Origin of the sequence: Streptomyces griseoaurantiacus (genome assembly GCF_036189845.1) — a bacterium.
Taxonomy (GTDB): Bacteria; Actinomycetota; Actinomycetes; order Streptomycetales; family Streptomycetaceae; genus Streptomyces; species Streptomyces griseoaurantiacus.
In genome coordinates this window covers 4,668,015-4,693,018 of record NZ_CP108326.1, presented here as the reverse complement: position 1 = coordinate 4,693,018, position 25,004 = coordinate 4,668,015, and the positions used below count along the sequence as shown (strand labels likewise).

Genomic DNA, 25,004 nt, shown 5'->3' with positions numbered 1-25,004 from the left:
CTTCCGTGCGGGCGTGGGGTCATGCCGGCCGCCCTTGGTGGGCGGTGCCGAGCCAGTGGGCGATGGCCTCGCTGCGGGAGGCGCTGTGCAGCTTCGCGAAGATGCGGTTGATGTGGTTCTTGACCGTCTTCTCGCTGATGAAGCAGGTGGCGGCGATCTGGCGGTTGTTCATGCCGGACGCGATGAGATCCATGACCTCCACCTCCCGTGAGCTCAGCCCGAAGTCCCGGTGTTCGGGCGGGCGGCGGCCGAAAGCGGTCGCGCGGGCGAAGCGTGCCTTGGACGACTGTGCCACGCGCGGTTGCAGGTGCGAAGGGAATTCGTGCGGTTCGTGGCGGGTGGGGGGCGAAGACCGGACAGGGAGGGGCAGCGGCCCCGCCGCTGCCCCGGACGCCTCCGCCGTCGCCCTCACCGCGTCGAGGAGTTCGGCGGTGGTGAACCGGCCGTGGACCAGGTAGCCCCTCGCGCCCCGGCGGGCGGCCTCCGTCCTGACCTCGGGTTCCGCACTGTAGGTGATCATCAGGACCGGGGCGAGGCGGGACAGTTCGGGCAGGGCCGTGAGGCCGTCGGTGCCCGGCATGCGGGCGTCGAGGAGGATGACGTCGGGGTGGTGGCGGGCCGCGAGGGTGAGGGCCTCCGCGCCGTCGGGGGCCTCGGCGACGACCCGGATGCCGGGGTGGGCGCCGAGCAGTGCGCTCAGGCCCGCCCGGACGACAGGGTTGTCGTCGGCCACCAGTACCCGTAGGGATCGTGCCTGGTCAGACATGTGCCGCCTCCTTGTGCGGAGCGGGGAGCGCGGGGGCGCGGACCTCGACGACCGTGCCGCCGAGGGGGCCGCCGGTGAGGCTGAGGTCCCCGCCGAGGGACCGGGCGCGCTCGGCCATGCCGAGCAGTCCGAAGTGGCCGGATCGCGTCAGGTCGGCGAGCTGCGGCACCGGCTGCGGGAGGCCCGTGCCGTCGTCCTCGACGCGCAGGACGAGGGCTTCGGGCGGTGCCGTCGCGAGGGTGAGCCGCACATGGCCGGCCCGGGCGTGGCGGCGGACGTTCTCCAGTGCCTCCGAGGTGATCGCCAGGAGGTGGTGGACGGTGTCCGGGGGGAGGTCCGGGTGGGCGCCGAGGTCGAGCGTGGTCGGGATGTCCGTGCGCGCGGTGAAGTCGGCCGCGTGGGCGCGCAGTTCCTCGGCCAGGTCGGCCGGTGCCCGGGTGTCCGTGCGGGTGCGCAGGTGGGTCAGGACGTGGCGGGACTCGGTGGCGGCGCGGCGGGCGGCGGCCGCGACGGTGACGGCCTGCCGCTTGAGGGTGCCGGGGTCGGCGTGGTCGGCGGAGGCGGCCAGGGCCTCCGCCGTCAGGGCGAGGCCGTGCAGGGTCTTGGCCACCGAGTCGTGCATCTCGCGGGCCAACCGAGCGCGTTCGGCGGCGAGGGCCTCGGCGACGGCGAGCCGTGCGTTGACCTCGGCGAGGGCCTGCCCCGCCGCGCCGAAGCGGAAGACCAGGTTGCGCAGGGTCACGCCGATGATGCCCGCGGCGACGCAGAACCCGGCGAGGAGCGCGGTGTTGGCGCCCGCGCCCGGGTGGTGGGACCAGGCGCGGAAGACCGTGACGAGGACGACGAGCTGGAGGCCGGTGAGGACGCCGGTGCCGCGCCAGCCGTAGAGGAGGCCGGAGAGCAGGGGGGTGCAGACGGTGGCGTAGGCGAGGGGGGAGGCCGGGGAGGCGGCGAACAGGAGGGTCGCCACGAAGAGGAGGTCCAGGGCCATGAGGCCGGGGTGGGCCAGGACGCGGGGGCCGAAGCGGTGCCAGTCGCGGAGCATGGCGTAGGAGGCGGTGATGCCGAGGACGGCGGCGGCGAGCGCCGCGTAGCGGGGGGCGCCGGTGCCGGTGTTCGCGAGGGCGAAGGGGGTGCCGACGAGCAGGGCGGCCAGGCGCACCGCGAAGGTCTGGCGGCACAGGGTCTGCAGGGCGCCGAGCTGGAGACGGAGGGTGGGCGGGGCGGGGGCGTCGTCCTCCAGGTAGCCCCGGGTGTGCGGCATGGTCATCTCAGCGCCCCAGGATCGAGCCGAAGTTCGTGCCGGAGCCGAGGAACATGCCGGTGGCGATGAGGATCATCGTGGCCGGGAGCATGAAGACCAGGGTGACCATGGTGGCCTTGGGGATGGTCTTGGCGGCGCGGCGGCGGGCGTTCTGCGCGTCGGTGCGGCGCATGTCGGTGGCGAGCTGGATGAGCGTGTCGGCGATGGGCGAGCCGAGTTCCTCGCCCTGCTGGAGCGCCGAGACGAACTGGGCGACCTGTTCGGAGGTGTTCCGGCGGCGCAGTTCGTCGAAGGCCTGGCGGCGGCTGACGCCCATGTCCATCTGGCGCAGGGTGATGCGCAGTTCGTCGGCCCAGGGGCCCTCGTACCGTTCGGCGACGCGGTCCAGCGCCTGCCGGAAGCCGAGGCCGGCGGAGACGACGACGGCGAGGACGTCGAGGAAGTCGGGCAGGGTGCGGTCGATGACGTCCTTGCGGTCGCGGATGGCCTGCCAGATGAGGGCGTCGGCGGCGAGCAGCCCGAAGGCGAGGGTGGCGAGCGCGATCAGCCAGTGTCCCGTGGTGAGGAAGACGAGGGCCATGAACGCGCCGAAGAAGCCGTAGACGGCGCGGCGGGCGGCGTAGCGGTCGAGGGTGAGGCCGCCGGGGTTGCCGGCCATGTCGATGCGGCGGCGTTTGGCGTCGGTGCGGCGGGGTCCCATGAGGCGCAGGACGAGGGGGGCGAACCGCATGCCGAGGCGGTCGACGGCGGAGCCGGCCGTGGAGACGCGGGTGGCGCCGATCTCCAGGGCGAGGGCGAGGTCGGTGGGGAGCTTGGCCTCCGCGCGGATCATGCGGATGCCGAGCAGGACCCCGGCGACGGAGGCGGCCGTCAGGAGTGCGAGGAGCAGGGGCAGCATGGCCTGTTCGGTCCCTTCCCTCAGACTTCGATCCGGCCGAGGCGGCGGATGACGAGGAAGCCGACGGTGTAGAGGGCGAGGGAGATCAGCACCAGGGCCTGGCCGAGCGGGGAGCCGGTGACGCGTTCCAGGGCGCCCTCGTTCGAGGAGTTCACCAGGACGAGGGAGCCGAGACCCAGCATGGGGACGGTGAAGGCGGTGGCGTTGACCTCGGAGAGCATGGTGCGCACCTCGCGGCGGGTCTCCTTGCGGTCCTCCAGGGTCTGGGTGAGGTTGCGCAGCGAGCTGACGACGGAGCCGCCCGCCTTGTTGGACAGCACGAGGGTGGTGACGAGGACGATCAGCTCGCGGGAGGGGAGCCGTTCGGCGAGTTCGCCGAGGGCGTCGTCGACGGTGCGGCCCAGGCTGAGCTGGTCGGCGACACGGGCCAGTTCCTCGCCGGCGGGGGCCTCCAGTTCCTCGGCGGCCATGGCGAGCGCGGTGCGCAGGGCGAGTCCGGCGGCGGTGGCGTTGGCGAGGAGGCGGGCGACGTCGGGGAGCTGGTTGATGAAGGCCTCGATGCGTTTCTGGCGCTGCCAGTTGAGGAAGACGACCGCGCTCCACACGCCGACGAGGGCGGCGAGGGGGCCGAAGAAGGGGGCGAGGGTGGCGGCCGCGAGCAGCCAGAGGGCGAGGACGAGGAAGGTCACGTAGGTGAGGAACTCGCCGGCCGTGAGGTCGAGGCCGGTGGTGGTGAGCCGCAGGTGGACGGCGCGGCCCAGGCGGGTGCGGCGGACCCGCCGGTCGACGCCGGTGAAGTGCCGGGCGCGGCCGGAGGCGGAGCGCGGCGGGCCGCCGCCGAATCCGGCGAGCCGGTCCTCCAGGGCGCGGCGCTGGGCGCGCCCGGAGGCGTAGGCGTGGACGCCGGCGACGGCGAGGGTGCCGCCGAGGACGGTGGCGCCCAGCGCGAGGAGCGCCTGGTTGTTCATGGCCGGCACCTCCGGGACGGGGACGGGGCGGGGGGTCATCCGAGGGCCTGCCTGATGTTCCGCACGTCGAGCGCGTCCGCGACCCCGTAGGCGGGGGGCAGGGGTTCGCCCGCGACGTAGAGCTTCTCCACGACCCGGCGGGGCAGCGGCAGGTGTTCGTAGCGGCCGCGGACGACGCGGTCGCCGGTGAGGGGGTCGGCGGCGAAGCGGGAGACCGTGGCGATGCGGAACTGTTCGCGGCCGTGGCTGACGACGAGGGCGATCTCGACGATCTTGCGGGAGCCGTCGGCGTGCCGGGCGAGCTGCACGACGACGTCGACGGCGGAGTTGATCTGGTCCTTGAGGGCCTCGAAGGGGATCATCACCTCGGACATGGAGCCGAGGGTCTGCAGCCGCATCAGCGCGTCCTCGGCGGAGTTGGCGTGGACGGTGGCGAGTGAGCCGTCGTGGCCGGTGGACATCGCCTGGAGCATGTCGAGGGTCTCGCCGCCGCGGACCTCGCCGACGATGATCCGGTCGGGGCGCATGCGCAGCGAGTTGCGGACGAGGTCGCGGATGGTGATGCGGCCCTTGCCCTCGACGTTGGGCGGGCGGGACTCCAGGCGGATCACGTGCTCCTGCTGGAGCTGGAGTTCGGCGGAGTCCTCGATGGTGATGATGCGCTCGCGGTCGGGGATCAGCTCGGAGAGCGCGTTGAGCAGGGTCGTCTTCCCGGTGCCGGTGCCGCCGCTGACGATGACGTTGAAGCGGGCGCGGACGAACGCGGCGAGCAGCATCAGCATCTGCTCGTCGAGCGAGCCGAGGCCGATCAGCTCCTGGAGCGTGTAGGCGCGGGGGAAGCGGCGGATGGTGAGGGTGGGGCCGGTGAGGGAGAGCGGTGGGATGACGACGTTGACGCGTTCGCCGGTGGGCAGGCGGGCGTCGACCATGGGTGTGGACTCGTCGACGCGGCGGTTGACGGTGGAGACGATGCGTTCGATCGTCTGCATGAGCTGCTCGGTGGAGGCGAAGCGCAGTGGGAGCTGTTCGACGCGGCCGGCCCGCTCGACGAAGATCGAGTCGGGGCCGTTGACCATGATCTCGGTGATGGAGGCGTCGGCGAGGAGCGGTTCGAGGACGCCGAGGCCGAGTGCCTCGTCGACGACGCGGCGGATGAGCTGGGAGCGTTCCGCGGAGGAGAGGACCGGGCCTTCGCGGCTGATGAGGTGGCCGAGGACGCGTTCGAGGCGGGTGCGGCGTTCGGTGGCGGCGAGGCCGGACATCTCCGCGAGGTCGATCTCCTCGAGGAGCTTGGCGCGGTAGACGGCGACGAGGTGGCCGTCCTCGCGGGCGGTCCTGCCGTCGTCCGGGGTGGCGAGGCGGGAGCGGAGGCTCATGTGTCAGCTCCTCGTCGGTGAACGGACCCGGTCCGGGTGGGGCGGGCTCAGTCGTCGGTGGGCATGGTGGCGGTGCGGGTGATGTCGAAGTCGTCGAAGAGCGGGACGACGGCGGGGACGTGCACGGTGACGGAGGCGGTGGTGGTGTCGGCGCCGCGCTGTACGGAGGGGTCGGGGTCGAGCCAGCCGCTGGCGGCGGCGATGCCGGCGCCGGTGCCGTCGCCGCCCTGCTGGGAGGCGACGCGGGCGGCGGCGCGGGCGGCGGTGCCCGCCTGGTTGACGCCGTAGCCGATCAGGCCGAGCTGGATGGCGGCCAGGCCGATGACGAGGAGGACGGGGAGGTAGCCGGCGAACTCGATCATGGAGACTCCCCGGTCGTCGCGGTGGCGGCCGTGGCGGACCGCCCGCGGTGCGGGGTGCGCCCTCGACGCGCGGGTGGTCATCCGCCGCTCCCCTCCGGCCGCTCCAGCGCCGCGCCCGCCGTGCCCTCGACGCTCCAGCCGAGGTCGACGCCGGGGAAGAACAGCGGCACGTCGGCCTGCACGGTGGCCCGCATCAGGGAGCCGGACGGGGTGCACTCGATGTCGGCGCCCTGCCAGGAGTTCGGCAGGTGCCGCGCGCCGGCCGCCTGGCAGGCGCCGGGGTAGTCGCCGCGCACCGCGTAGGCGGCGGTGGCCGCGCGGGCGGCCTCGTCTGCGGCGTTCCCGGCCAGGGAGTACGTGTAGCCGTAGAGCACGCACTCCCACAGGATCGCCATGACGACGAGGACGATCGGGAACATGCCGGCGAACTCGAGGGTGACCGCGCCCCGGTCCGAGGAGGCGCGGCGGCGCAGGGAGAGGGCGCCCCGGTCGGAGGAGGCCCGGCGGCGCCGTCCGCCGCCGCCCTCGGCCGCGGTCACCAGGCCGAGTTCGCCCGCCAGGCCCCACAGCGCCCGTTTGACGGAGGAGCGGGTGTCGAGGTCCTGGAGGCGCCCGGCGTCCACGACGGACTGCAGTTCCTTGAAGGCGGCGGGCACGGTGGCGCGCGCGACCCGGGTGCCGGTGACGCGCTCCACGATGCCGGGCTGGATCTCGGTGCCGCGCGAGTGCCGGTTGACGACGGTGAGGGTCTCCTCGGCCTTGCGGATCTGCAGCCGGTCCCACATCCGCACCATCCGCTTGGCGGCCCGCACGGCGACGACGTCGGGGGTGACCAGGAGCAGGGCCTGGTCGGCGAGTTCGACGGCGGCGGCGGTCGCGGCGGTCATCTGCGAGCCGCAGTCCACGATCACCACGTCGTGCCGGGAGCGCAGCGCGCCCAGCACCTGGCGGGCGACCCGGTCGGTGACCTCCTCGCCGCGCTCCCCCTCGGCGGGCGCGAGCAGCAGCGAGACCCCGCTGTCGTGCGCGTAGACGGCGTCCTGCAGAACCCGGGGGTTGATGTCGGTGATGGCGGCGAGGTCGGCGACCGAACGGCGGAACTGCACGTCGAGGTAGGAGGCCACGTCCCCGGACTGCAGGTCGAGGTCGGCCAGCGCGACCGTGCGGCCCGAGGCGCGGGCGGCGAGGGCGAGCTGCACGGCGGTGACGGTGGCGCCGACGCCGCCCTTGGCGCCGGTGACGGTGATCAGCGTGCCGCCGGGCCCCGCGTACAGCTCGGGGGTGTTGCTGCCGAGGTGGCGGCGCATCCCGGCGGACCAGGTGGCGGCGGCCTGGACGCGTTCGGCGAGCGCGTCGTAGCCGAGCGGCAGACCGAGGATGCCGCGGGCGCCGGAGTCCATCGCGGCGGTGAGGACGGCGGCGCCGGGGTCGGAGGTGATGAGGACGACGCCGACGGCCGGGAAGCGCAGCACGAGGTCGCGGATGAGGTCGAGCGCGGGCACGGGGCCGATCCGCTCGTGCACGAGGACGACCTCGGGCAGTTCGTCGAGCGATTCGGCGGCGAGCCGGGCGAGGGTGTCGAGGAGGGCGGTGGAGTCGGGGACGGGCGGGGCGGGTTCGGCGTCGGCGAGCCGGCTGAGCAGGGTGGTCAGAGCGCGCGCCGCGTCGGCGTCGCCGACGGCCGGGAGGATGCGGATGGTCATGCGCGCGGGCCTCCTACTTGTCCTCGTCGAGGGTGTACGTGCGGTCGCCGGGCGGGACCTGCTGCCGGGAGCCGCCCGCGACCAGGGCGAGCCGCACGTGCTCCGCGAACGACTCGGCGTAGGCGACGCGCTGGGCGTCGGCGGTGCCGAGCGCGAAGGTGATGGGGACGGCCTGGGTGGCGCTGCGCCGCCGCTCGTCGCTGCTCTGGTCGGGGTCCAGGGCGGTGATCTTCCCGACGTCCAGGACGCGGGCGTTCTCGACGATGACCTTGGACTGGTCCTTGCCCTTGTCGTTCTCGGCCTTGAAGGTGGCGTAGATGTTGACCCGGGAGCCGGGGTCGATCTTGCCGGCGACGCCGGTGGCCGCGTCGATCATGATGGCGATCTCCTGCTGCCCGGCCGCCAGCGCGGGCCGGGCGACGATCATGTCGCTCTGCAGCAGGGAGCCCTTCTCCAGCCGGGTGACGGCGATCTTGCCGCGGATCCGGGCGAGGTCGGTGACGGCGGTCCTCGGCAGCCAGCGCTCGGGCATGGACACGCGCTGGAACTGGTCGGCGCTGAGCTCCTTGTAGGGGGCGATGTCGTTCCTGAGCCGGTACGCGGTCACCTCGGGGCCGACCTTGGAGTTCACGTCGCGGATCACCGACAGCACTCCGGCGAAGGCGCCCAGGGCGCACAGGGCCGAGAGGACCAGCAGGATGACGCCGCGGCGCTGGCGGGAGTTCATGACTCGGGCAACCTCGATCGGGGCGGGGACAGCGGGGTCGAGCGGGTGTGCCGTGCGGGGTGGTGCGGAGCCGTGCTGCGAAGGGGCCGGGGCGGGGTCAGGTCATGCCGGGTGGCAGGGCGCGGACGGATCCGGCGTGTGCCCTGGCCGGGGCGAGTGAGGGGGGTGGTGGCTGCGGGGGCGGCGCGAGGAGGGGCGCCGCGCAGAACCCGCAGCGGTCGCCGATGAGTTCGAGGCCGCACCAGCGGCACAGTTCACGGCGTACGGAGGAGACGAGCTGGTAGAGCACGGAGACGTCGTGCAGGCCCGCGGCGAACTCGGCGAGCCGGGTCGTGCCCCACCAGGTGCCGGAGGGTTCGGGCAGCGGCACCGTGGCCACGCCCTGGACGCGCCAGGAGGGGGCGAGCGTGGTGGTCACCCAGTCGGAGGGCGGCTGGCCGGCGGCGACGAGCAGCCGGGTGCCGAACTCCGGGCCGGGTAACTCCTCCTGGCCCACGCGGACGAGCCGGGGGCGCGGGGTGGCGAGGACGGCGAACTGCGCGCCGGGCACCCAGGACTTGGCGTGCGCGGTGAGGGTGACGGGCAGCCGGTCGAGGCGGGCGACGGAGCCGAGCAGGGCGCCCGCGTAGACGTAGTGGGCGAGCAGGCGGGCGGCGCAGGCGAGCACGCCGGGGCTGAGGTCGCAGACCGAGAGCTGGCGCAACTGCTGGGCGAGCAGGGCGAGTCCGAGCGGGGGCAGCTCGACGGGGACCAGGGCGACCCGGTCGGTCTCCAGCATCGAGCGCGCGGTGCGCAGCCGCTGGACGGCCGGGTCGGGCGCGGTGCCGCCGGAGGCGGCGGGGTGCAGGGCGATGACGTAGCCGTGCTGCTCGACGAGCGCGTGCAGGGCGAGGACGGACTGTTCGAGGGTGGGACCCGGCTGGACGACCGCGGGCGGGGTCCCCCGGTCGAGCGGCGGAAGCGCCAGACCGGGACTGGTGACGGCTATCGCGGTCGGCACGCTGCACACCACCCCGTTCCTCGCGGCGGGACGGTCGCCCCCGCCTCGAATCACCCCTGTGACGTCCTCTCGCACGTCCTCTTGCATCAGCACCATATCCACGGTGTGCGCCGCTCAACACAGAATCTTGAAGATCATCTCACCGAAGGTCGGTGCATGATCGACACAGAGTGAGGCGGAAGGATTCGACGGGGACCTCAACTGGGCCTTTCGGGGCGGGTGTTGGCGGACCGTGACGGACCTCCGCCCGGGAAGCGGCCACCGGTACTGCTTGTCAGGCTCTTGACAGCCGCATTGGTCTGGACCATGTTGAACAGACAGCGGTGGCCACCGCGTTCTCCCCGTCCGCGCGCCCTCCTCACGCCCTCCTTCGGCATTCCCCCTCGCGTTCTCTCCCCACGACTCCCCACACCGGAGGCCCCAGTGCACCGCCATGCCGCCCCGCCCGGGAACAGACCACGCGCCCACCGCGCCCGCCGTCTCGCCGGAGTGCTCGCCGCCGCGCTCACCCTCGCCCTCGCGGGCGCGGGCCAGGCGTCCGCCGCCGACGTCAACAACACGAAGAACGCCGGCTTCGAGGCCGGTCTGGGCAACTGGACCTGTTCGGCGGGCAGCGGCACCACGGTGTCCTCGCCCGTGCACGCCGGCGCCGGCGCGCTCAAGGCGACCCCGGCCGGCCAGGACAACGCCCGGTGCACCCAGACGGTCGCCGTGAAGCCCAACTCCACCTACACGCTCAGCGCGTGGGTGCAGGGCGGCTACGCCTACCTCGGCGCGACCGGCACCGGCACCACCGACGTCTCCACCTGGACCCCCGACTCCTCCTCCTGGACGCAGCTCAGCACCCGCTTCACCACCGGCTCCGCCACCAGTTCGGTGACGGTGTACCTGCACGGCTGGTACGGGCAGGCCGCGTACTACGCGGACGACGTGTCCGTGTTCGGCCCCGACGGGGGCGGAGGCACCGACACCCCGACGGTCCCCTCGGCCCCCGGCGGCCTGAAGGTGTCGGGCACGAGCGCCTCTTCCGTCTCCCTCGCCTGGAACCCGGTCTCGAACGCCACCGGCTACAACGTCTACCGGGGCGGCACGAAGGTGCAGTCGGCCACGGGCACCTCGGCGACGGTGACCGGCCTCGCGGCCTCCACCTCCTACGGCTTCCAGGTGACGGCGACCAACGCGGCGGGCGAGTCCGCGAAGTCCGCGACGGTGACGGCGACCACGGCCGCCACGGGCGGCGGTGACAACGGCGGCGGCGCCCTGTCCGGGCACGCGGTGACCGGCTACTGGCAGAACTTCAACAACGGCGCCCAGGTCCAGAAGCTCTCGGACGTGCCCTCGCAGTACGACATCGTCGCCGTCGCCTTCGCCGACGCGACGACCACGCCGGGGGCGGTCTCCTTCACCCTGGACTCGGCGGGCCTGGGCGGCTACACCGTCGACCAGTTCAAGGCGGACATCGCGGCGAAGCACTCGGCGGGCAAGAAGGTCGTCCTGTCGGTGGGCGGCCAGAACGGCACGGTCGCGGTGAACAGCGCCGCCTCCGCGGCGGCCTTCGCCGACTCGGTGTACTCGCTGATGCGGACCTACGGCTTCGACGGGGTCGACATCGACCTGGAGAACGGCATCAACGCCACCTACATGACGCAGGCGCTGCGCTCGCTCTCGCAGAAGGCCGGGTCCTCGCTGATCATCACGATGGCGCCGCAGACGATCGACATGCAGTCCACCGCGGGCGGTTACTTCCAGACCGCGCTGAACATCAAGGACATCCTGACGGTCGTCAACACGCAGTTCTACAACAGCGGCACGATGCTGGGCTGCGACGGCAAGGTGTACGCCCAGGGCACGGTCGACTTCCTGACCGCCCTGGCCTGCATCCAGCTGGAGAACGGCCTCTCCCCGAACCAGGTCGGCCTCGGCGTCCCCGCGTCCACCCGTGCGGCGGGCGGCGGCTACGTCTCCCCCTCGGTCGTGAACAACGCGCTGGACTGCCTGGCGAAGGGCACGAACTGCGGCGCGTTCAAGCCCTCGAGGACGTATCCGACCCTGCGGGGCGCGATGACGTGGTCGACGAACTGGGACGCGACGGCGGGCAACGCGTGGATCAACGCGGTGGGCCCGCACGTGCACGGGCTGCCGTAGGGCGACGGGCCGGGGACGGAGGCCCGCGCCTCCGCCCCCGGCCGCTGGGCCTCACGGGTAGCGGTGACGGGCCTGGAGGACGATCACCTCGTTCTCCGGGCGCGGGTGCACCAGCCGGTGTTCGTCGCTGATCCGGCGCGAGCAGGCGCCGGCCGGCGCCTGCTCGAGCGGCTCGGGGCGCCGTCAGCCGATCGGCTCGACCGTCTCGCCCCTGACCTGCCGGGTGAGCCGGGCGTAGAAGGCGAGGTCCACGTCGGAGGCGGTCTGCGTGGAGGACTCGCGGTTGGTCACCCCGACGGCGGCGCCCGTGTTGCCGTCACCCCAGGCGCACACGGGGTAGACCAGACGCGCCCCCAGCCTGCGCTGCTCGAGCACCTCGCAGCCGATCGTGGGCTCGCCCTCGCGCGCGAAGTCCTTCGGCCCCGCCACCAGGGTCACGCCGTCGGCCCGGGCGGCGCCCTTCAGCAGGTGCACGCGCATCTGCGTGGTGTTCTTGAACCGCCCGTACATGCCGCTGAGCAGCAGCAGGCCCTTGGTGTTGTCGCCGCCGACGTTGTACTGGCCGACGACGGCGCGCAGGTCCTTGGCGTCCCAGGCCCCGTCGGCCTCGTCCTCGATCTGCCGGCCCTGGCTCTCGGAGAGGTCCTGGGCGAGCGCGAACCGGCCGTCGACCAGGGTCTTCGGCAGGGTGAGCCGGTTCTCGGCCTCCGGGAACCCGCCCACGGCGGCCCGCCCGATGAGCACGAGCACGACCACCAGCGCCACGACGGCGCCGACGACACCGCCCACGATGCCGAGCACGAGTCCGACCCGCCGCTTCGGCGGTGGCGGCGGCCCGGCCCAGCCGTACGGCTGCGGGGGGTGGGGGGCGTAGGGGCCCTGCGGCGGCTGCGGGGCGTACGGGCCGTACGGGGCCTGCGCGGGTACGGGCGCGGGCTGCGGCGGGTACGGCCCCTGCGCGGGCACCGGCGGTCCGCCGTACGGCCCCTGCGGGGGCGGTGGTTGGGGTACGTGCGGGTGCGGCGGAGGTGGCGTGGACACGTCCGCAGGCTACGGCACGCCGTCCGGCGGGTACCGCGCGAGGCGTGCCCCTCGGGGAAGGCCGCGTCCCCTCGGTGCGGCCTGCCCGGGTGCCGCACACCCGGGCACGGCGCACCCCGGGACACCACGGTCTGGCCCGGCCCCCGCCGCGGGCCCGAGGGTGGAGCCATGAGCGATGAGCACACGGCCCCCGCCCCGCACCCCTTCGTCGGGATGTGGGTGACCGCGGACGGACACATCCGTCAGGAACTCCTGCCCGACGGCCGCTACGACGAGGCCCGCGGGCAGCGGCGCAGCGCCTACACCGGCCGGTACACCGTCACCGGCGACCACATCGACTACGTCGACGACACCGGCTTCACCGCCACCGGCGACGTCCGCGACGGCGTCCTCTTCCACGAGCACCTCGTGCTCTACCGCGAGGGGGATCACCGCGTCCGGCGGTGAGGGGCCCGGGGCGTCTGTCGGACAGACCTTAGGGGGCCGGGGGCAGACCGGCCAGCAGGCTGCGCCGCGCGGAGTCGACGTGCTCCTCGGCCCGGCGGGCCAGCGTCCGGACGTCGCCGGAGCGCAGCAGGGTGGCGAGTTCGCGGTGCTCCTCGACCACGCGCGCACGGTAGTGCGCGCGGGCCGCGTCGACACGGCGCAACTGGAACAGATGGAGCTGGGAGCGGATCGCCTCCCAGGCGGCGGTGAGCCTGCCGTTGCCCGCGGCGGCGTAGATCCGGTCGTGGAAGGCGATGTCCAGCGCCACCAGGCGGTGCGCCTCGCCGGACCCGGCGGCCTCGGCCGCCATCTCGGCCACCAGCCGGTCGAGCGCGGACAGGTGCTCCTCGTCCGCCACCCGCCGTGCGGTGGTCGCGGCGAGGCGGTCCAGGGCGGCCCGCAGCACGTAGACCTCCTCCACGTCCTCGGCCGTCACCTCGATGACGGTGGTGCCGCGGTGCCAGCCGCCGCGCACCAGCCCCTCCCGCTCCAGCCGGGCCAGCCCCTCCCGGACCGAGCCGCGGCTGACCCCGAGGTGGGCGGCCAGCTCCACCTCGCGCAGGGCGGCGCCGGGCGGGAAGCGGCCGTCGAGGATCGCCGCGCGTACCAGGTCGGCGGCTTCGTCGGCCAGCCCGCGCCGGGCGGCCTTCGGCAGTACGGAGGACATGGCGGCAAGGGTGGCATCCGGGCACGGTCCGGCACCAGCCCCGTCCGGCCCCGTCGCCCAAGAGTTGTCCGAATGTTGACATCAGGAGGAGGGCTCGGTCAGGCTGCTCGGGTCGCCCCACCCACCGGAGGTCGCCCGATGTCCCCCCGACCCGCCGTCCACCTGGCCGTACCCGTCGACGACCTGGCCGCCGCCCGCCACTTCTACGGTCGGGTCCTGGGCCTGCCCGAGGGGCGCAGCACCGACCACTGGGTGGACTGGGACCTCCGGGGCCACCAGCTCGTGACCCACCTGGTGCCCGAGGCACCACGGCCCGCCGGCACCAGCCTGGTGGGACGGCACGAGGTACCGATCCCCCACTACGGGCTGCTCCTCGACGAGGAGGGCTTCCACCGGTTCGCCGAGCGGCTGCGCGCCGCCGGGGTGCGCTTCGAGATCGAGCCGCAGCTCCGCTTCCCCGGCGAGCCGGGCGAGCAGTGGACCATGTTCTTCCGCGATCCCGCGGGCAACGCCCTGGAGTTCAAGTCCTTCCGCGACGAGTCGATGGTGTTCGCCCGATGAGGGGCGTCCTGGTCACCGGCGGCTCGCGGGGCATCGGCCGCGCCGTCGCGAGGGCCTTCGCGGCCGACGGCGACCGGGTCGCGGTGCACTACGCCGGCCGCCGCGCGGACGCCGAACGCACCCTGGAGGAGCTGCCCGGCACCGGGCACGCGCTGCTCCGTGCCGACCTGGGCGAACCCGGCGCGGCCGAGCGGCTGGTGGCCGAGGCGGTGGACGCGCTCGGCACGGTGGACGTGCTGGTGAACAACGCCGCCGTGGCGCCCGCCGCGGACACCCTGCACCCCGTGACCGGCACCCCGCTCGCGCAGTGGCAGCGGGTGTGGCGGCGGATGGTGGACGTCAACCTCCTCGGCGCCGCCGACCTGAGCTGGGCGGTGGCCGCGCACCTCGTCGAGCGGGGCGCGGCCGGCGCACTCGTCAACGTCGGCTCCCGGGGCGCGTTCCGCGGCGAACCGGACTTCCCCGCCTACGGGGCGACCAAGGCGGCGCTGCACGCCCTCGGCCAGTCCCTGGCGGTGGCGCTGGCCCCGCACGGCATCACGGTCACCTCGGTCGCGCCCGGCTTCATCGCCACCGAACGGCAGGCGGCGAAGCTGTCGGGCCCCGAGGGCGAACGGCTGCGCACGGAGAGCCCGTTCGGGCGGGTCGGCACCCCGGAGGAGGTCGCCGCCACCGTGCGCTTCCTCGCCTCCCCGGCCGCGGCCTGGGCCTCGGGGACCGTCGTCGACCTCAACGGGGCCTCCTACCTGCGCACCTGAGGGCCGGGCTCAGGCGGTCGGCCGCTCCTGCCGCCGCAGGGCCTCCTCGGTGACCGGGGTGAAGAGGTTGACGAGGCTGCCGTCCGGGTCGCGCAGGAGGAGGGAGCGGTTGCCCCAGGGCATCGTCGTCGGCCGCTGGACGAAGGCGTGTCCGAGGGCGGCGAGCCGCTCGTGCTCCGCGTCGACGTCCTCGACCCGGAACTCGATGATCACCGAGCGGTTGGCGGCGGGCTCCGCCACGTCCTCGCCGAAGAGGGCGAGGGTGCGGTCGCTCGCCAGGGCGAGCGTGCCCGAGGGCGTCGCCAGCTCGGCGAAGTCGGGCGTCCACCAGGTCGCGGAGACACCGGTGACCTGCTCGTAGAAGCTGACGAGGCGGGTGACGTCGTGGGAGATGACACGGAGGGAGACGAGGTTCATGACGGGCCGGTCCTGACGGTCGCTGGTGGGTGGAACACCTCACACGCTAGACCCGATACCGGACAGCTTCCGCCCGGTATGCGCGAGAGACTTTCCCCGTGACCACTTCCACCACCCGGGTGCTCGCGCTGCTGGAGATCCTCCAGGGCGGCGGCACCCGCACCGTGGCCGACCTCGCCGCCCGGCTCGGCGTCGACGAACGCACCGTCCGCCGGTACGCCGGCCATCTGCTGGAGCTGGGGGTGCCCGTCGAGTCCCTGCGCGGGCGCTACGGCGGCTACCGGCTCGCCCCCGGCCACCGGATGCCGCCGCTGATGCTGACGGACGAGGAGGCGCTCGCCGTCCTGCTCGGGCTGCTGGTCGCGCAGCGGACCGGTCCGGTCACCGCCTCCGGCGCGGCGAGCGAGAGCGCGGCGGCCAAACTGCGCCGGGTCCTGCCGAAGGCGCTGGGGCGACGGCTCGAGGCGCTGCTGGAGACGGCGGACTTCACCGCGCCGCCCCGTTCCGCCGGGGCCCGGGAGGCCGGGCTGCTCCTCGGCCTCGCCGAGGCCGCGCGCGACCGTCGGCCCGTGGCGCTCGGCTACACCGACCGCAGGGGCCGGAGCAGCGAGCGCACGGTGTGGCCCTACGGCCTGGTCGCCCACGGCGGACGCTGGTACCTGACCGCGGCCGACCCGTCCGCGGGCCCGGCCACCGACCCCTCCGCCGGTCCGGCCACCGATCCCTCCACCGACCCCTCCGCGGGTCCGGTCGCCGGTCCTGCCGAGGTGCGCACCTTCCGGCTGGACCGCGTCACCGGCATGCACGTGCTCCCCGGTTCCTTCGAGAGCCCGCCGGACTTCGACCCGGTGGCCGCGGTCCTGGACAGCCTGGCCGGGGCGCCCTGGGCGCACGAGGTGCGCGTCCGGGTCCGGGCCGAGGAGCACCACGTCCGCCGCCACCTGCCGCCCGGCCTCGCCACGCTCTCCCCGCTGCCGCCCGAGGACGGCGCCGACTGGACCGAGGTGCGGCTGCGGGCGGAACGGCTGGACTGGATCCCCGCCGTACTCGCCGCCCTGGACCGCCCCTTCGTCATCGACCGGCCCCCCGAACTGCGCACCCTCGTGACCTCACTGGCCGACCGCCTGACCATGTACGCGACCGCGTCGGCACCGGAGGCCCCCGCCCCGGACGATCACTGATCCCGCCTTCGGCCGCCCCCTGTGCGTCCGGGCCAGGGCCTTTCGTCTGGATCAGGCCGGCTGGGAGGCGCGGTACGTCCTCGGCCGACCCGAGCGGGGTCCGGTGCGTGCGGCTGCAAGGCGGAGGAGGGCGCCAGGGCGGAGCCCTGGCAACCGACGACAACGCCGCAGAGGCGCGTGCCGGACCCCGCGACGCCGGGATGCTCCAAACGAGAGGCCCTAGGTCTGTCCGACGATTCCCGTCGTCCGGCCGAAGGGCGGGCCGCGCGTGGTCTGGTGCGTGCGTGCCAGACCACGCGCGGCAGGCGCGAATGTCAGACGGACCCTAGCGGTCCAGCGTGCGCAGGACGCAGAACTCGTTGTCCTCGGGGTCCCGCAGGACGACCCAGCTCTGGTTCGCCGGCTGTTCCTCCTGCACCCGGGTGGCGCCGAGGGCGAGCAGGCGGGTCACCTCGTCCTCGGTGCTGCCCTCGACGGGGCTGACGTCGAGGTGGAGGCGGTTCTTCACCGTCTTGCCCTCGGGCACCGGGATGAAGAGGACCGTGGGCGCCATCTGCCGGGCGCGGAACTCCTCGACCGTCGGCTCCCAGGAGCCGATCTCCACCGTGCCGCCGTCCCGGTCGATCACCTTCCAGCCCAGCACCTCGCTCCAGAATGCGGCGAGCCGTTCCGGGTCGTGGCAGTCGACGACCACTTCGATGAGCCTGCCGGCCATATGGAGATCCCCCAGGGGTGTGTGAGGTGGAGCGGAGCGCGGTCGGCGCCTCGGACAGGGCGGTGAGCGTACGTCAGTGCGCCGGGCGAAGCACGTGATCAACGCGAAGAGCGCCGCACGGCCGGAGTGGGCCGTGCGGCGCTCCGTCGGGGCGCGGGAGGGGCTATGCGTCCTCGGCGGCCTCGGCGCCGTCAGCGCCTTCGGCGTCCTCAGCGCCTTCGGCGCCTTCTTCGAAGTACGCGTCCAGGACCTCGTCGAGCTGCTTGTCCCACTCCGCGAAGCGGGAGCGGGAGGGCGCCTCGACCTCGACGTAGTACCAGCGCGCCTGCGGCGTGTGCACGGTGACCGTGAACCGCTTGCCGAAGCGCGGGAACGCGGTCTCCACCGCCGCGATCTCGTCCCAGCGGAATTCGCAGTCCTGGTCGTCCAGGTGGAGCCGTACGCCCGCCGCGTCCGCGAGGATCGAGGCCCGGCGGTCGGCGGCCTCGAACACCGGCCCCTCGGCGGCGACTTCCGCCTCGGTGTCGTCGGCGGCGTCGGCCGGCTCCGGGGCCGCCTCCGCCGCCGGCTCGGCGGCGGCCTCCGGCTCCGGCGCGGCGTCGGCCGGCTCCGGGGCGGCCTCCGCCGGCTCCGGGGCCGCCTCCGGCGACGGCGCGGCCGGGGTGCCCGCCTCCGCCGTCTCCTCCGGCTCACGGGACCCGGGCACCGTCAGGCCGGGGACGTACGCCGGGTCCAACCCGGCGCCTTCCAGGGACTGCTTGCTCGAACCTATGCGCTGCTCCACAGCGGGCAGTATGGTGCACCATCCTGTGTCCGGTGCAAGCCGCCCCCGCATCGTTATACGAATCCCGGGGGCGGGCCGGCGGTCGTCACAGGAACAGGCTGATCACCGCCGCGACCGCGAACCCGGCCACCGACAGCACCGATTCGAGGACCGTCCACGTCTTCAGCGTGTCGCGCTCGCTGATGCCGAAGTACTTGGCGACCATCCAGAACCCGCCGTCGTTGACGTGCGAGGCGAAGATGGAGCCCGCCGAGATCGCCATGATGACGAGCGCGACGAACGCCTGCGAGTGGTGCCCCTCGGACAGCAGCGGCGCCACGATGCCCGCCGTGGTGACGATGGCGACCGTGGCGGAGCCCTGCGCCACCCGCAGCACCAGCGAGATCAGGTAGGACAGCACGATCACCGGCAGTCCGACGTCGTGGAAGGTGTCGGACAGGGCCTGGGCGACGCCGCTGCCCTTGAGGACCGCGCCGAAGATGCCGCCCGCGCCGACGACGAGCAGGATGTTGCCGATCGGCTTGAGCGAGGCCGTGGAGACGGTCTCCAGGGACTTGCGGGACCAGCCGCGCCGGATGCCGAGCAGGTAGTACGCCAGCAGCAGCGCGATCGTCAGGGCGACGAAGGGGTGGCCGAAGAACTCCACCACCGAGCGGCCCGTGGAGGGGTCGAAGGCGATCGAGGAGAAGGTGGAGAGCAGGATCAGGACCAGCGGTGTGCCGATGATGGTGAAGACGACGGAGAGCGGGACCGGCTTCTCCGAGGGCGTCACCCCGGCCGCCCGCTGCTCGGCCGCGAGGGACGCCTTGGACTCCTCCGCCGCCTCGACCATGTCCTGCGGCACGGGGACGAAGATCCGCCGGCCGATCCAGGCCGCCCAGGCCCAGGCGGCGAGCACGGCGGGGATGCCGCAGACGATGCCCATGAGGATGACCCAGCCGAGGTCGACCTTGAGCAGTCCGGCCGCGGCCACCGGGCCGGGGTGCGGCGGCAGGAAGGCGTGGGTCATCGACAGGCCGGCCAGCAGCGGCATGGCGTAGAGGACGATGGACTTGCCGCCGCGCTTGGTGGCCGCGTAGACGATCGGCGCGAGGACGAAGATGCCGACGTCGAAGAAGACCGGGATGCCGAAGACGAGGCCGGTCAGGCCCATCGCGAGCGGGGCGCGCTTCTCGCCGAACAGGTGCAGCAGCCGGGAGGCGAGGACCTCGGCGCCGCCGGAGACCTCCAGGACCGAGCCGAGCATGGTGCCCAGGCCGATGATGATGGCGACGTGGCCGAGGGTGCCGCCCATGCCGGACTCGATGAGCGAGACGGCGTCGGAGCGCTGGACGGTGCCGAAGAGTTCGGTGACCGAGAGTCCGGCGGCGAGGCCGACGGCGATGGAGACGGTGAGCAGGGCGAGGAAGGGCTGCAGCCGGATCTTGATGATCAGGAAGAGCAGCAGCGCGATGCCGAGCGCGGCGACGGTGAGCAGGCCGGCGGTGCCGTGGATGAGGGCGATCAGGCCGCCGGTGTGGGGCGGGGTCTCGGGGGCGGCGCCCGCCGCGAGCGCGACCGGACCTCTCGGTATGGACATGGGCATGACATTGAGCATGGCGGGGGACCTCGTGCTTCTCGTGTGACGGGGGGTGCCATGAGGCTTTCGGGCAGGGGGTGGGGGGACGGCGCGGGCGTCCCGATGGTGCGGGACGCCCGCGTCGGTGGTGCGGACGGGCGCCGGGGTCAGTCCAGTACGGCGAGCGCGTCGATCTCGATGAGCAGGCCCGGGGGCAGGCCGACGTACACGGTGGTGCGGGCGGCCGGGGGCGCGGTGAGCCCCTGCTCCTCGAAGTAGGTGTTGTACAGCTCGTTCATCTCGGCGAAGTGGTCCACGTCGGTGAGGTAGACGCGGAGCATCATCACGTCGTCCCAGCTCGCCCCGCCCTCCTCCAGGATCGCCTTGACGTTGGCGAGGGTCTGGAGGGTCTGCTCGCGCAGGGTCGGCCCGGCGGGCGTGGGCGCCTTGCCCTCCTCGGCGGGCAGGAAGCCGACCTGCCCGGCGACCTGGAGGATGTTGCCCTTGCGCACGCCGTGCGAGAACTTCGCGGGCGGGGTGGTGTGGGTGCTGGGGGTGAGGGCTATCTTGTCCGTCATGGGGTGTCCTTTCCTTGCGGGCCGGCGGGGGCCGCGGCACCGGGGGCTGCCGGGCTCGGCGGGCCCGCTGGGCTTGCGGGGGTTCTGCCGGAGTACTCGCCGCTGATGGCGTCCGCCGTGCGGCGCACCTTGGGGAGCAGGGCGAGGAGTTCCTCGGCGGTGACGACGACGTTGGGCGCCGAGACCGACATCGCGGCGACGACCCGGCCGTCGGCGCCGCGCACGGGGGCGGCGACGCAGTTGATGGACTCCTCGTGGCCGCCGAGGTCGGTGGCCCAGCCCTGTTCGCGCACCTTCTCCAGCTCGCGCAGGAACGCGGCCGCGTGCGGTGTCGAACGGGAGGTGTAGGGCGGGTAGTCGAGCCCTTCGGCGAGGGCCCGCCGTTCGGCCTCGGGCAGGTCGGCGAGGAGCAGCTTGGCCACCGCCGCCACGGTGAGGGCGACCGGCTTGCCGATGCGCGAGTACATGCGCACCGGATAGCGGCTGTCGACCTTGTCGATGTAGAGGACCTCGTTCTCCTCGTGGACCGCGAGGTGCACGGTGTGCCCGCACTCCTCGTTGAGGGCCACGAGGTGCGGGTGCGCGATCTCGCGGATGTCGAGGTTCTCCATCGCCTCCTGGGCGAGGGCGAACAGCCGGGCGCCGAGGCGGTAGCGCTGGTCGGACTGGCGGTAGACCAGGCCGTGTTCGTGCAGGGTGCGCAGCAGGCGCAGCGCGGTGGACTTGTGCACGCCGAGCCGTTCGGCGACACCGCCGAGGTCGGCGGGGCCCTCGGCGAGCAGCGGCAGGATCGACAGCGCCCGGTCGACGGTCTGGCTCATGGTTCGCGTACCTCCTCCTCGGCCCGGCCGGCGTCCTCCCGCGTCCGGTCCTCCCGGGTCCAGCCGGGGCCGAGTCGCAGTCTCCCCCAGGCCTCCTCGTCGAGTGCGGCCAGCCGGTCGGCGTGGTCGCGGGCGGGCGGCGCGGCGAGGTCGCCGGGGACGGTGAGGGCGGCGGCGGCCATCAGGTGGCCGTGGCGGAGCCGCTCGCGGACGGGCAGCCCGCGCAGAGTGGCGGAGAGGAAGCCGGCGGCGAAGGCGTCGCCGGCGCCGACGTGCGCGAGGACGTCGACGGCCGGGGCGCCGACGGTGACCTCGGAGCCGTCCCTGCCGTAGGCCGTCGCCCCGTCCGCACCCCGCTTGACGACGAGGGTCTCCGGCTCGGGCAGGGCCTCGCGGATCGCCCGGGCGCCGTCGAGGCCCCAGGCGGCGCGGGCCTCGTCCTCCCCGACGAAGACGAGGTCGGCCCCGCGCGCCGGTTCGAGCAGCGCCCGGGGGCCCTCGGTGCCGGCCCACAGTTCGGGGCGGTGGTTGACGTCGAAGGAGACGAGCGGGCGGCCGGGGCGACGGGCCGTCAGTTCCCTCACGAGGTCCCGGCAGTCGGCGGAGAGGGCGGGGGTGATCCCGGTGAGGTGCAGGATGCGGCAGTCCCCCAGGACGTCGGTGTCCAGGGTGTCGGCGGACATCGCGGAGGCGGCCGAACCGGCACGGTAGTACGCCACCTCGTGGGCGTCCCCCGAGCGGTCCCCGGCGGTGCGGAAGTAGACGCCGGTGGGGCGGGCCGGGTCGCGGCGCACCGCGCTCACGTCGACGCCGTACGCGCCGATCGCCTCCAGGAGGTGGTCGCCGAAGCCGTCCGCGCCGACCCTGCTCACCCAGCGCACGGTGTGCCCGGCGGCGGCCAGCGCGCACGCCAGGTTGGACTCGGCCCCGCCGATCCCGCGCTCGAACGCCGGCACGTCGGCGAGCCGTCCCGGCCGGGTGGGCAGGAAGGTCACCATGGACTCCCCCAGCGCGACGACGTCGACGGCGGGCGGGGCGCTGTGCGGGCCGGTGGCGGTCACGGCGACGGAGGCTCCTCGGGGGCTCGCTGGGTGCCACGGGGGCTCCCGGGGCGCTGCCGCGGGGCAGGGACGGTGCCGTTGACCCGCGTTCGGCCGAGATGTTAGACAGCAGTGAGCGACATACGCAATGAACGTTGCAGAGAATGCAACGTACCTGATCAGGGAGGCTGCATGGCCCTCGACACCCCGTCCTCCACTGTCGCCGGTACGGCGGAGGACCCCGTCGCGCGCCTCTCCGAGGAGCCCGTCGGCCACCGTTTCAAGGGCCTCCCGCCGGACGCCGCCCACCTCACCGTCGGCGCGCTCGCGGCCGAACGGCGCAACCTGTTCGACGGCGGCTTCACCACCCCCGTGCTCGCCCTGTCCGCCGAGCGGCTGGAGCACAACCTGGCGGTCATGGAGCGCTACGCCGAGCGGCACGGCCTCGCCTTCGCCCCGCACGGCAAGACCTCCATGGCCCCGCAGCTCTTCCGGCGCCAGATCGAGCGGGGCGCCTGGGGTATCACGCTCGCCCTCCCCCACCAGGTGCGCGTGGCCCGCGAGTTCGGCATCGCGCGGATCTTCGTGGCCAACGAGGTCGTCGATCCGGCCGCCCTGCGCTGGATCGCCGCCGAACTCGCCGCCGACCCGGACTTCCGCTTCCTTTGCTACGTCGACTCCGTGCGCGGTGTCGAGCTGATGGACGCCGCGCTCTCCCCGCTGCCGGAAGGCGGCCGCCCGCTGGACGTCGTCGTCGAACTCGGCGCCGGTGAGGGGGCACGCACCGGGGCGCGCACGGAGGCCGAGTGCGCGGCGGTCGCCGACGCGGTCGCGGCCACCACCACCCTGCGGCTGGCCGGCGTGGCCGGCTACGAGGGCGAGGTCCCCGAGGCCGACCCCGACCGCGTACGGGCCTGGCTGCGCCGGCTGACCGCGCTCGCGGCCGGGTTCGACGCGGCCGGCCGCTTCGCGGGGACGGGCCTGGACGAGATCGTCGTCAGCGCGGGCGGCAGCGCCTGGTTCGACGCGGTCGCCGACGTCCTCGCCGAGCTGCCCGCCCTCTCCCTGCCCGCGCTCAAGCTGCTGCGCTCGGGCGCCTACGTCTCGCACGACGACGGCCACTACCGCCACGTCACCCCCTTCAACCGGGTCCCGGACGAGGGCGGCCTGGAGCCCGCGTTCCGGCTGTGGACGCAGGTCGTCTCCCGCCCCTCCCCGGAGCAGGCCTTCGCCAACGCGGGCAAGCGCGACGCCGCCCACGACCTGGACCTGCCCTTCGCCCAGGTGGTACGACGGGACGGCCGGGAGCGAGCGGCCACCGGGGTGACGGTGACCGGACTCTCCGACCAGCACATGTGGCTGCGCACGACGGAGGAGGCGGACCTGGAGGTGGGCGACTGGGTCGGCGTGGGCCTGTCCCACCCCTGCACCACCTTCGACAAGTGGCAGCTCATCCCCGTGGTCGAGGCGGACGGCACGGTCACCGACTACGTCCGCACGTTCTTCTAGAGAGGCCGGTACGCCATGGATCCCGTCGACGTCACCGACCGGGCCGATCTCGTCCTGCGCGACGCGGAGGTCGTGGACGGCACCGGCGCGCCCTCCTACCGCGCCGACGTGGCGGTCGAGGACGGCAGGATCGTCTCGATCGTCCAGGAGGCCTGGGCGGCCGGCTGCCAACGCCCGCGCGCCCGGCGGGAGATCGACGCCGAAGGGCTGGTCCTGGCCCCCGGCTTCATCGACATGCACGCACACAGCGACCTCGCCCTGCTGCGCGACCCGGACCACAGCGCCAAGGCCGCGCAGGGCGTGACCCTGGAGGTCATCGGGCAGGACGGGCTCTCCTACGCGCCGGTCGACGAGCGCACGCTCGCCGAGGTCCGCCGGGCCATCGCGGGCTGGAACGGCCCCGGTGACGACCTCGACCTCAGCTGGCGCTCGGTCGGCGAGTACCTCGACCGGCTCGACCACGGCTTCGACGGCCGGGGCATCGCCGTCAACGCCGCCTATCTGATCCCGCAGGGCACCGTCCGCGCCCTCGCCGTCGGCTGGGACGACCGCCCGGCCACACCCGCCGAGCTGGACCGGATGCGGCGACTGGTCGCGGAGGGCCTGGAGCAGGGTGCCGTCGGCCTCTCCTCCGGGCTCACCTACACCCCCGGCATGTACGCGGACGGTGCCGAACTGACCGAGCTGTGCCGGGTGGTGGCCTCCTACGGCGGCTACTACTGCCCGCACCACCGCTCCTACGGGGCGGGGGCGCTGGAGGCCTACGAGGAGATGGTCGCGCTCACCCGCGAGGCCGGCTGCCCGCTGCACCTGGCCCACGCCACCATGAACTTCGGCGTGAACCGGGACCGGGCGCCCGAGCTGCTCGCCCTGCTCGACAAGGCGCTGGCGGCCGGGGCCGACATCACCCTGGACACCTATCCCTACACCCCCGGCTGCACCACCCTCGCGGCCCTGCTGCCGAGCTGGGCGAGCGAGGGCGGCCCCGAGGCGGTGCTCGGGCGGCTCGCGGACGAGGAGAGCGCCGAGCGGATCCGTCACCACCTGGAGGTGACCGGTTCCGACGGGTGCCACGGCGTCCCCGTCGAGTGGGAGACGATCGAGATCTCCGGCGTCGGCGACCCCGCGCTCGCCGGGTACGTGGGCCGCACGGTGCTTCAGGCCGCCCGGGAGCGCGGCGAGACGCCCTGGACCGTGGCGCGCCGGCTGCTGACCGGGGACAGGCTCGGCACGACGATCCTGCAGCACGTCGGCCACGAGGAGAACGTCCGCACGATCATGCGGCACCCGGCGCACACCGGCGGCTCGGACGGCATCCTCCAGGGCAGCAAGCCGCACCCGCGCGCCTACGGCACCTTCCCCCGCTATCTCGGCACCTACGTGAGGGAGTTGGGGGTGCTGTCCCTGGAGGAGTGCGTGGCCCACCTCACCGGCCGCCCGGCGGCCCGGCTGCGGCTGCCGGACCGGGGGCTGGTGCGCGAGGGGTACCGGGCCGACCTGGTGCTCTTCGACCCGGCGACCGTCGCGCCCGGCGCCACCTTCGAGGACCCCCGCCGGCTGCCGACGGGCATCCCCCACGTGCTGATCGACGGGCGTTTCGTGATCGAGGACGGGCGGCGCACGGACGTCCTGGCGGGGCGCGCGGTGCGCCGCACGCCGGTGTGAACGGCGGCGTGAAC

25 protein-coding genes and 1 pseudogene are annotated in these 25,004 nt (G+C 73.9%); 7 read left to right on the top strand and 19 right to left on the bottom strand.

The features are described from left to right. Positions 1-19: 19 nt before the first annotated feature. The 9 genes from OHB09_RS20995 to OHB09_RS20955 all read right to left on the bottom strand — a co-directional run bounded on the left by OHB09_RS20995 (position 20) and on the right by OHB09_RS20955 (position 9,076). Positions 20-766, bottom strand: coding sequence for a response regulator transcription factor (locus OHB09_RS20995; RefSeq protein WP_328918566.1), 747 nt, complete (start codon positions 764-766; stop codon positions 20-22). Beyond that, positions 759-2,036, bottom strand: coding sequence for a sensor histidine kinase (locus OHB09_RS20990; protein ID WP_191851534.1), 1,278 nt, complete (start codon positions 2,034-2,036; stop codon positions 759-761). Before OHB09_RS20990 ends, OHB09_RS20995 begins: the two co-directional genes overlap by 8 nt. 1 nt (position 2,037) lies before the next feature. Next, entirely contained in the window at positions 2,038-2,928 is an 891-nt protein-coding gene (locus OHB09_RS20985; RefSeq protein WP_093597244.1) for a DUF5936 domain-containing protein, read from the bottom strand. A gap of 20 nt (positions 2,929-2,948) precedes the next feature. Next, entirely contained in the window at positions 2,949-3,896 is a 948-nt protein-coding gene (locus tag OHB09_RS20980) for a type II secretion system F family protein (RefSeq protein WP_093597247.1), read from the bottom strand. Between the two features lie 35 nt (positions 3,897-3,931). After that, positions 3,932-5,272, bottom strand: coding sequence for a CpaF family protein (locus tag OHB09_RS20975; protein WP_006138146.1), 1,341 nt, complete (start codon positions 5,270-5,272; stop codon positions 3,932-3,934). 47 nt (positions 5,273-5,319) lie between these two features. Then, positions 5,320-5,715, bottom strand: a complete 396-nt coding sequence (locus OHB09_RS20970) for a TadE/TadG family type IV pilus assembly protein (protein WP_252306669.1) — start codon at positions 5,713-5,715, stop codon at positions 5,320-5,322. Continuing rightward, positions 5,712-7,337, bottom strand: a complete 1,626-nt coding sequence (locus OHB09_RS20965) for an AAA family ATPase (RefSeq protein ID WP_191891006.1) — start codon at positions 7,335-7,337, stop codon at positions 5,712-5,714. The genes OHB09_RS20970 and OHB09_RS20965 overlap by 4 nt, the downstream gene beginning before the upstream one ends. Before the next feature lie 13 nt (positions 7,338-7,350). After that, positions 7,351-8,064, bottom strand: coding sequence for a Flp pilus assembly protein CpaB (gene cpaB / locus OHB09_RS20960; protein ID WP_006138152.1), 714 nt, complete (start codon positions 8,062-8,064; stop codon positions 7,351-7,353). Positions 8,065-8,161: 97 nt separating this feature from the next. After that, positions 8,162-9,076, bottom strand: coding sequence for a hypothetical protein (locus OHB09_RS20955; RefSeq protein ID WP_006138154.1), 915 nt, complete (start codon positions 9,074-9,076; stop codon positions 8,162-8,164). A 411-nt stretch (positions 9,077-9,487) separates the two neighbouring features. Here OHB09_RS20955 and OHB09_RS20950 point away from each other — a divergent pair, with 411 nt between their 5' ends. Further along, complete coding sequence (locus tag OHB09_RS20950; RefSeq protein WP_093597253.1) at positions 9,488-11,209, top strand: chitinase; 1,722 nt, start codon at positions 9,488-9,490, stop codon at positions 11,207-11,209. A 51-nt stretch (positions 11,210-11,260) separates the two neighbouring features. Here OHB09_RS20950 and OHB09_RS33325 read toward each other — a convergent pair. Both OHB09_RS33325 and OHB09_RS20945 read right to left on the bottom strand, forming a co-directional pair. After that, positions 11,261-11,377 (bottom strand): annotated as a pseudogene (locus OHB09_RS33325) (type II toxin-antitoxin system YoeB family toxin); the annotation flags it as partial. Positions 11,378-11,392: 15 nt separating this feature from the next. Next, on the bottom strand, positions 11,393-12,250 hold the full coding sequence (locus tag OHB09_RS20945) for a hypothetical protein (protein ID WP_040893939.1): 858 nt from the start codon (positions 12,248-12,250) through the stop codon (positions 11,393-11,395). 168 nt (positions 12,251-12,418) lie between these two features. Between OHB09_RS20945 and OHB09_RS20940 the strand changes: the two genes are divergently transcribed. Next, entirely contained in the window at positions 12,419-12,697 is a 279-nt protein-coding gene (locus tag OHB09_RS20940) for an Atu4866 domain-containing protein (protein WP_191851536.1), read from the top strand. Between the two features lie 28 nt (positions 12,698-12,725). Here the strand turns inward: OHB09_RS20940 and OHB09_RS20935 are convergent, their stop codons facing one another. Next, the gene (locus OHB09_RS20935) at positions 12,726-13,403 is read right to left on the bottom strand and encodes a GntR family transcriptional regulator (RefSeq protein ID WP_191851537.1); all 678 of its coding nucleotides are present in this window, start codon (positions 13,401-13,403) and stop codon (positions 12,726-12,728) included. A gap of 138 nt (positions 13,404-13,541) precedes the next feature. Here OHB09_RS20935 and OHB09_RS20930 point away from each other — a divergent pair, with 138 nt between their 5' ends. Together OHB09_RS20930 and OHB09_RS20925 are read left to right on the top strand one after the other, a co-directional pair. Beyond that, complete coding sequence (locus OHB09_RS20930; RefSeq protein ID WP_006138170.1) at positions 13,542-13,964, top strand: VOC family protein; 423 nt, start codon at positions 13,542-13,544, stop codon at positions 13,962-13,964. After that, positions 13,961-14,722: an SDR family NAD(P)-dependent oxidoreductase gene (locus OHB09_RS20925; protein WP_191891004.1), complete on the top strand. Its 762-nt coding sequence runs from the start codon at positions 13,961-13,963 to the stop codon at positions 14,720-14,722. Before OHB09_RS20930 ends, OHB09_RS20925 begins: the two co-directional genes overlap by 4 nt. A gap of 9 nt (positions 14,723-14,731) precedes the next feature. Here the strand turns inward: OHB09_RS20925 and OHB09_RS20920 are convergent, their stop codons facing one another. Next, positions 14,732-15,139: a VOC family protein gene (locus OHB09_RS20920; protein ID WP_006138173.1), complete on the bottom strand. Its 408-nt coding sequence runs from the start codon at positions 15,137-15,139 to the stop codon at positions 14,732-14,734. 98 nt (positions 15,140-15,237) lie between these two features. Between OHB09_RS20920 and OHB09_RS20915 the strand changes: the two genes are divergently transcribed. Continuing rightward, positions 15,238-16,320, top strand: a complete 1,083-nt coding sequence (locus tag OHB09_RS20915) for a helix-turn-helix transcriptional regulator (protein ID WP_328922366.1) — start codon at positions 15,238-15,240, stop codon at positions 16,318-16,320. Positions 16,321-16,645: 325 nt separating this feature from the next. Here the strand turns inward: OHB09_RS20915 and OHB09_RS20910 are convergent, their stop codons facing one another. From OHB09_RS20910 to OHB09_RS20885, 6 genes are all read right to left on the bottom strand, one after another. Further along, positions 16,646-17,035, bottom strand: a complete 390-nt coding sequence (locus OHB09_RS20910) for a VOC family protein (protein ID WP_006138176.1) — start codon at positions 17,033-17,035, stop codon at positions 16,646-16,648. Between the two features lie 163 nt (positions 17,036-17,198). After that, complete coding sequence (locus tag OHB09_RS20905) at positions 17,199-17,819, bottom strand: hypothetical protein (protein WP_328922365.1); 621 nt, start codon at positions 17,817-17,819, stop codon at positions 17,199-17,201. A gap of 85 nt (positions 17,820-17,904) precedes the next feature. Beyond that, the gene (locus OHB09_RS20900) at positions 17,905-19,398 is read right to left on the bottom strand and encodes a GntP family permease (RefSeq protein ID WP_040894009.1); all 1,494 of its coding nucleotides are present in this window, start codon (positions 19,396-19,398) and stop codon (positions 17,905-17,907) included. A 146-nt stretch (positions 19,399-19,544) separates the two neighbouring features. After that, complete coding sequence (locus OHB09_RS20895) at positions 19,545-19,955, bottom strand: RidA family protein (RefSeq protein ID WP_006138182.1); 411 nt, start codon at positions 19,953-19,955, stop codon at positions 19,545-19,547. Continuing rightward, positions 19,952-20,776 (bottom strand): IclR family transcriptional regulator, encoded by an 825-nt coding sequence (locus OHB09_RS20890; protein ID WP_191891001.1) that lies wholly within the window; start codon positions 20,774-20,776, stop codon positions 19,952-19,954. Before OHB09_RS20890 ends, OHB09_RS20895 begins: the two co-directional genes overlap by 4 nt. Then, on the bottom strand, positions 20,773-21,837 hold the full coding sequence (locus OHB09_RS20885; protein WP_006138184.1) for a sugar kinase: 1,065 nt from the start codon (positions 21,835-21,837) through the stop codon (positions 20,773-20,775). The genes OHB09_RS20890 and OHB09_RS20885 overlap by 4 nt, the downstream gene beginning before the upstream one ends. A gap of 171 nt (positions 21,838-22,008) precedes the next feature. Here OHB09_RS20885 and OHB09_RS20880 point away from each other — a divergent pair, with 171 nt between their 5' ends. Both OHB09_RS20880 and OHB09_RS20875 read left to right on the top strand, forming a co-directional pair. Next, on the top strand, positions 22,009-23,325 hold the full coding sequence (locus OHB09_RS20880; RefSeq protein ID WP_234528562.1) for an amino acid deaminase: 1,317 nt from the start codon (positions 22,009-22,011) through the stop codon (positions 23,323-23,325). A 15-nt stretch (positions 23,326-23,340) separates the two neighbouring features. After that, positions 23,341-24,990 carry an N-acyl-D-amino-acid deacylase family protein gene (locus OHB09_RS20875; protein ID WP_191890999.1) on the top strand — a complete coding sequence of 550 codons (1,650 nt, stop codon included), beginning with the start codon at positions 23,341-23,343 and terminating at the stop codon, positions 24,988-24,990. The last annotated feature ends 14 nt before the right edge of the window (positions 24,991-25,004 follow it).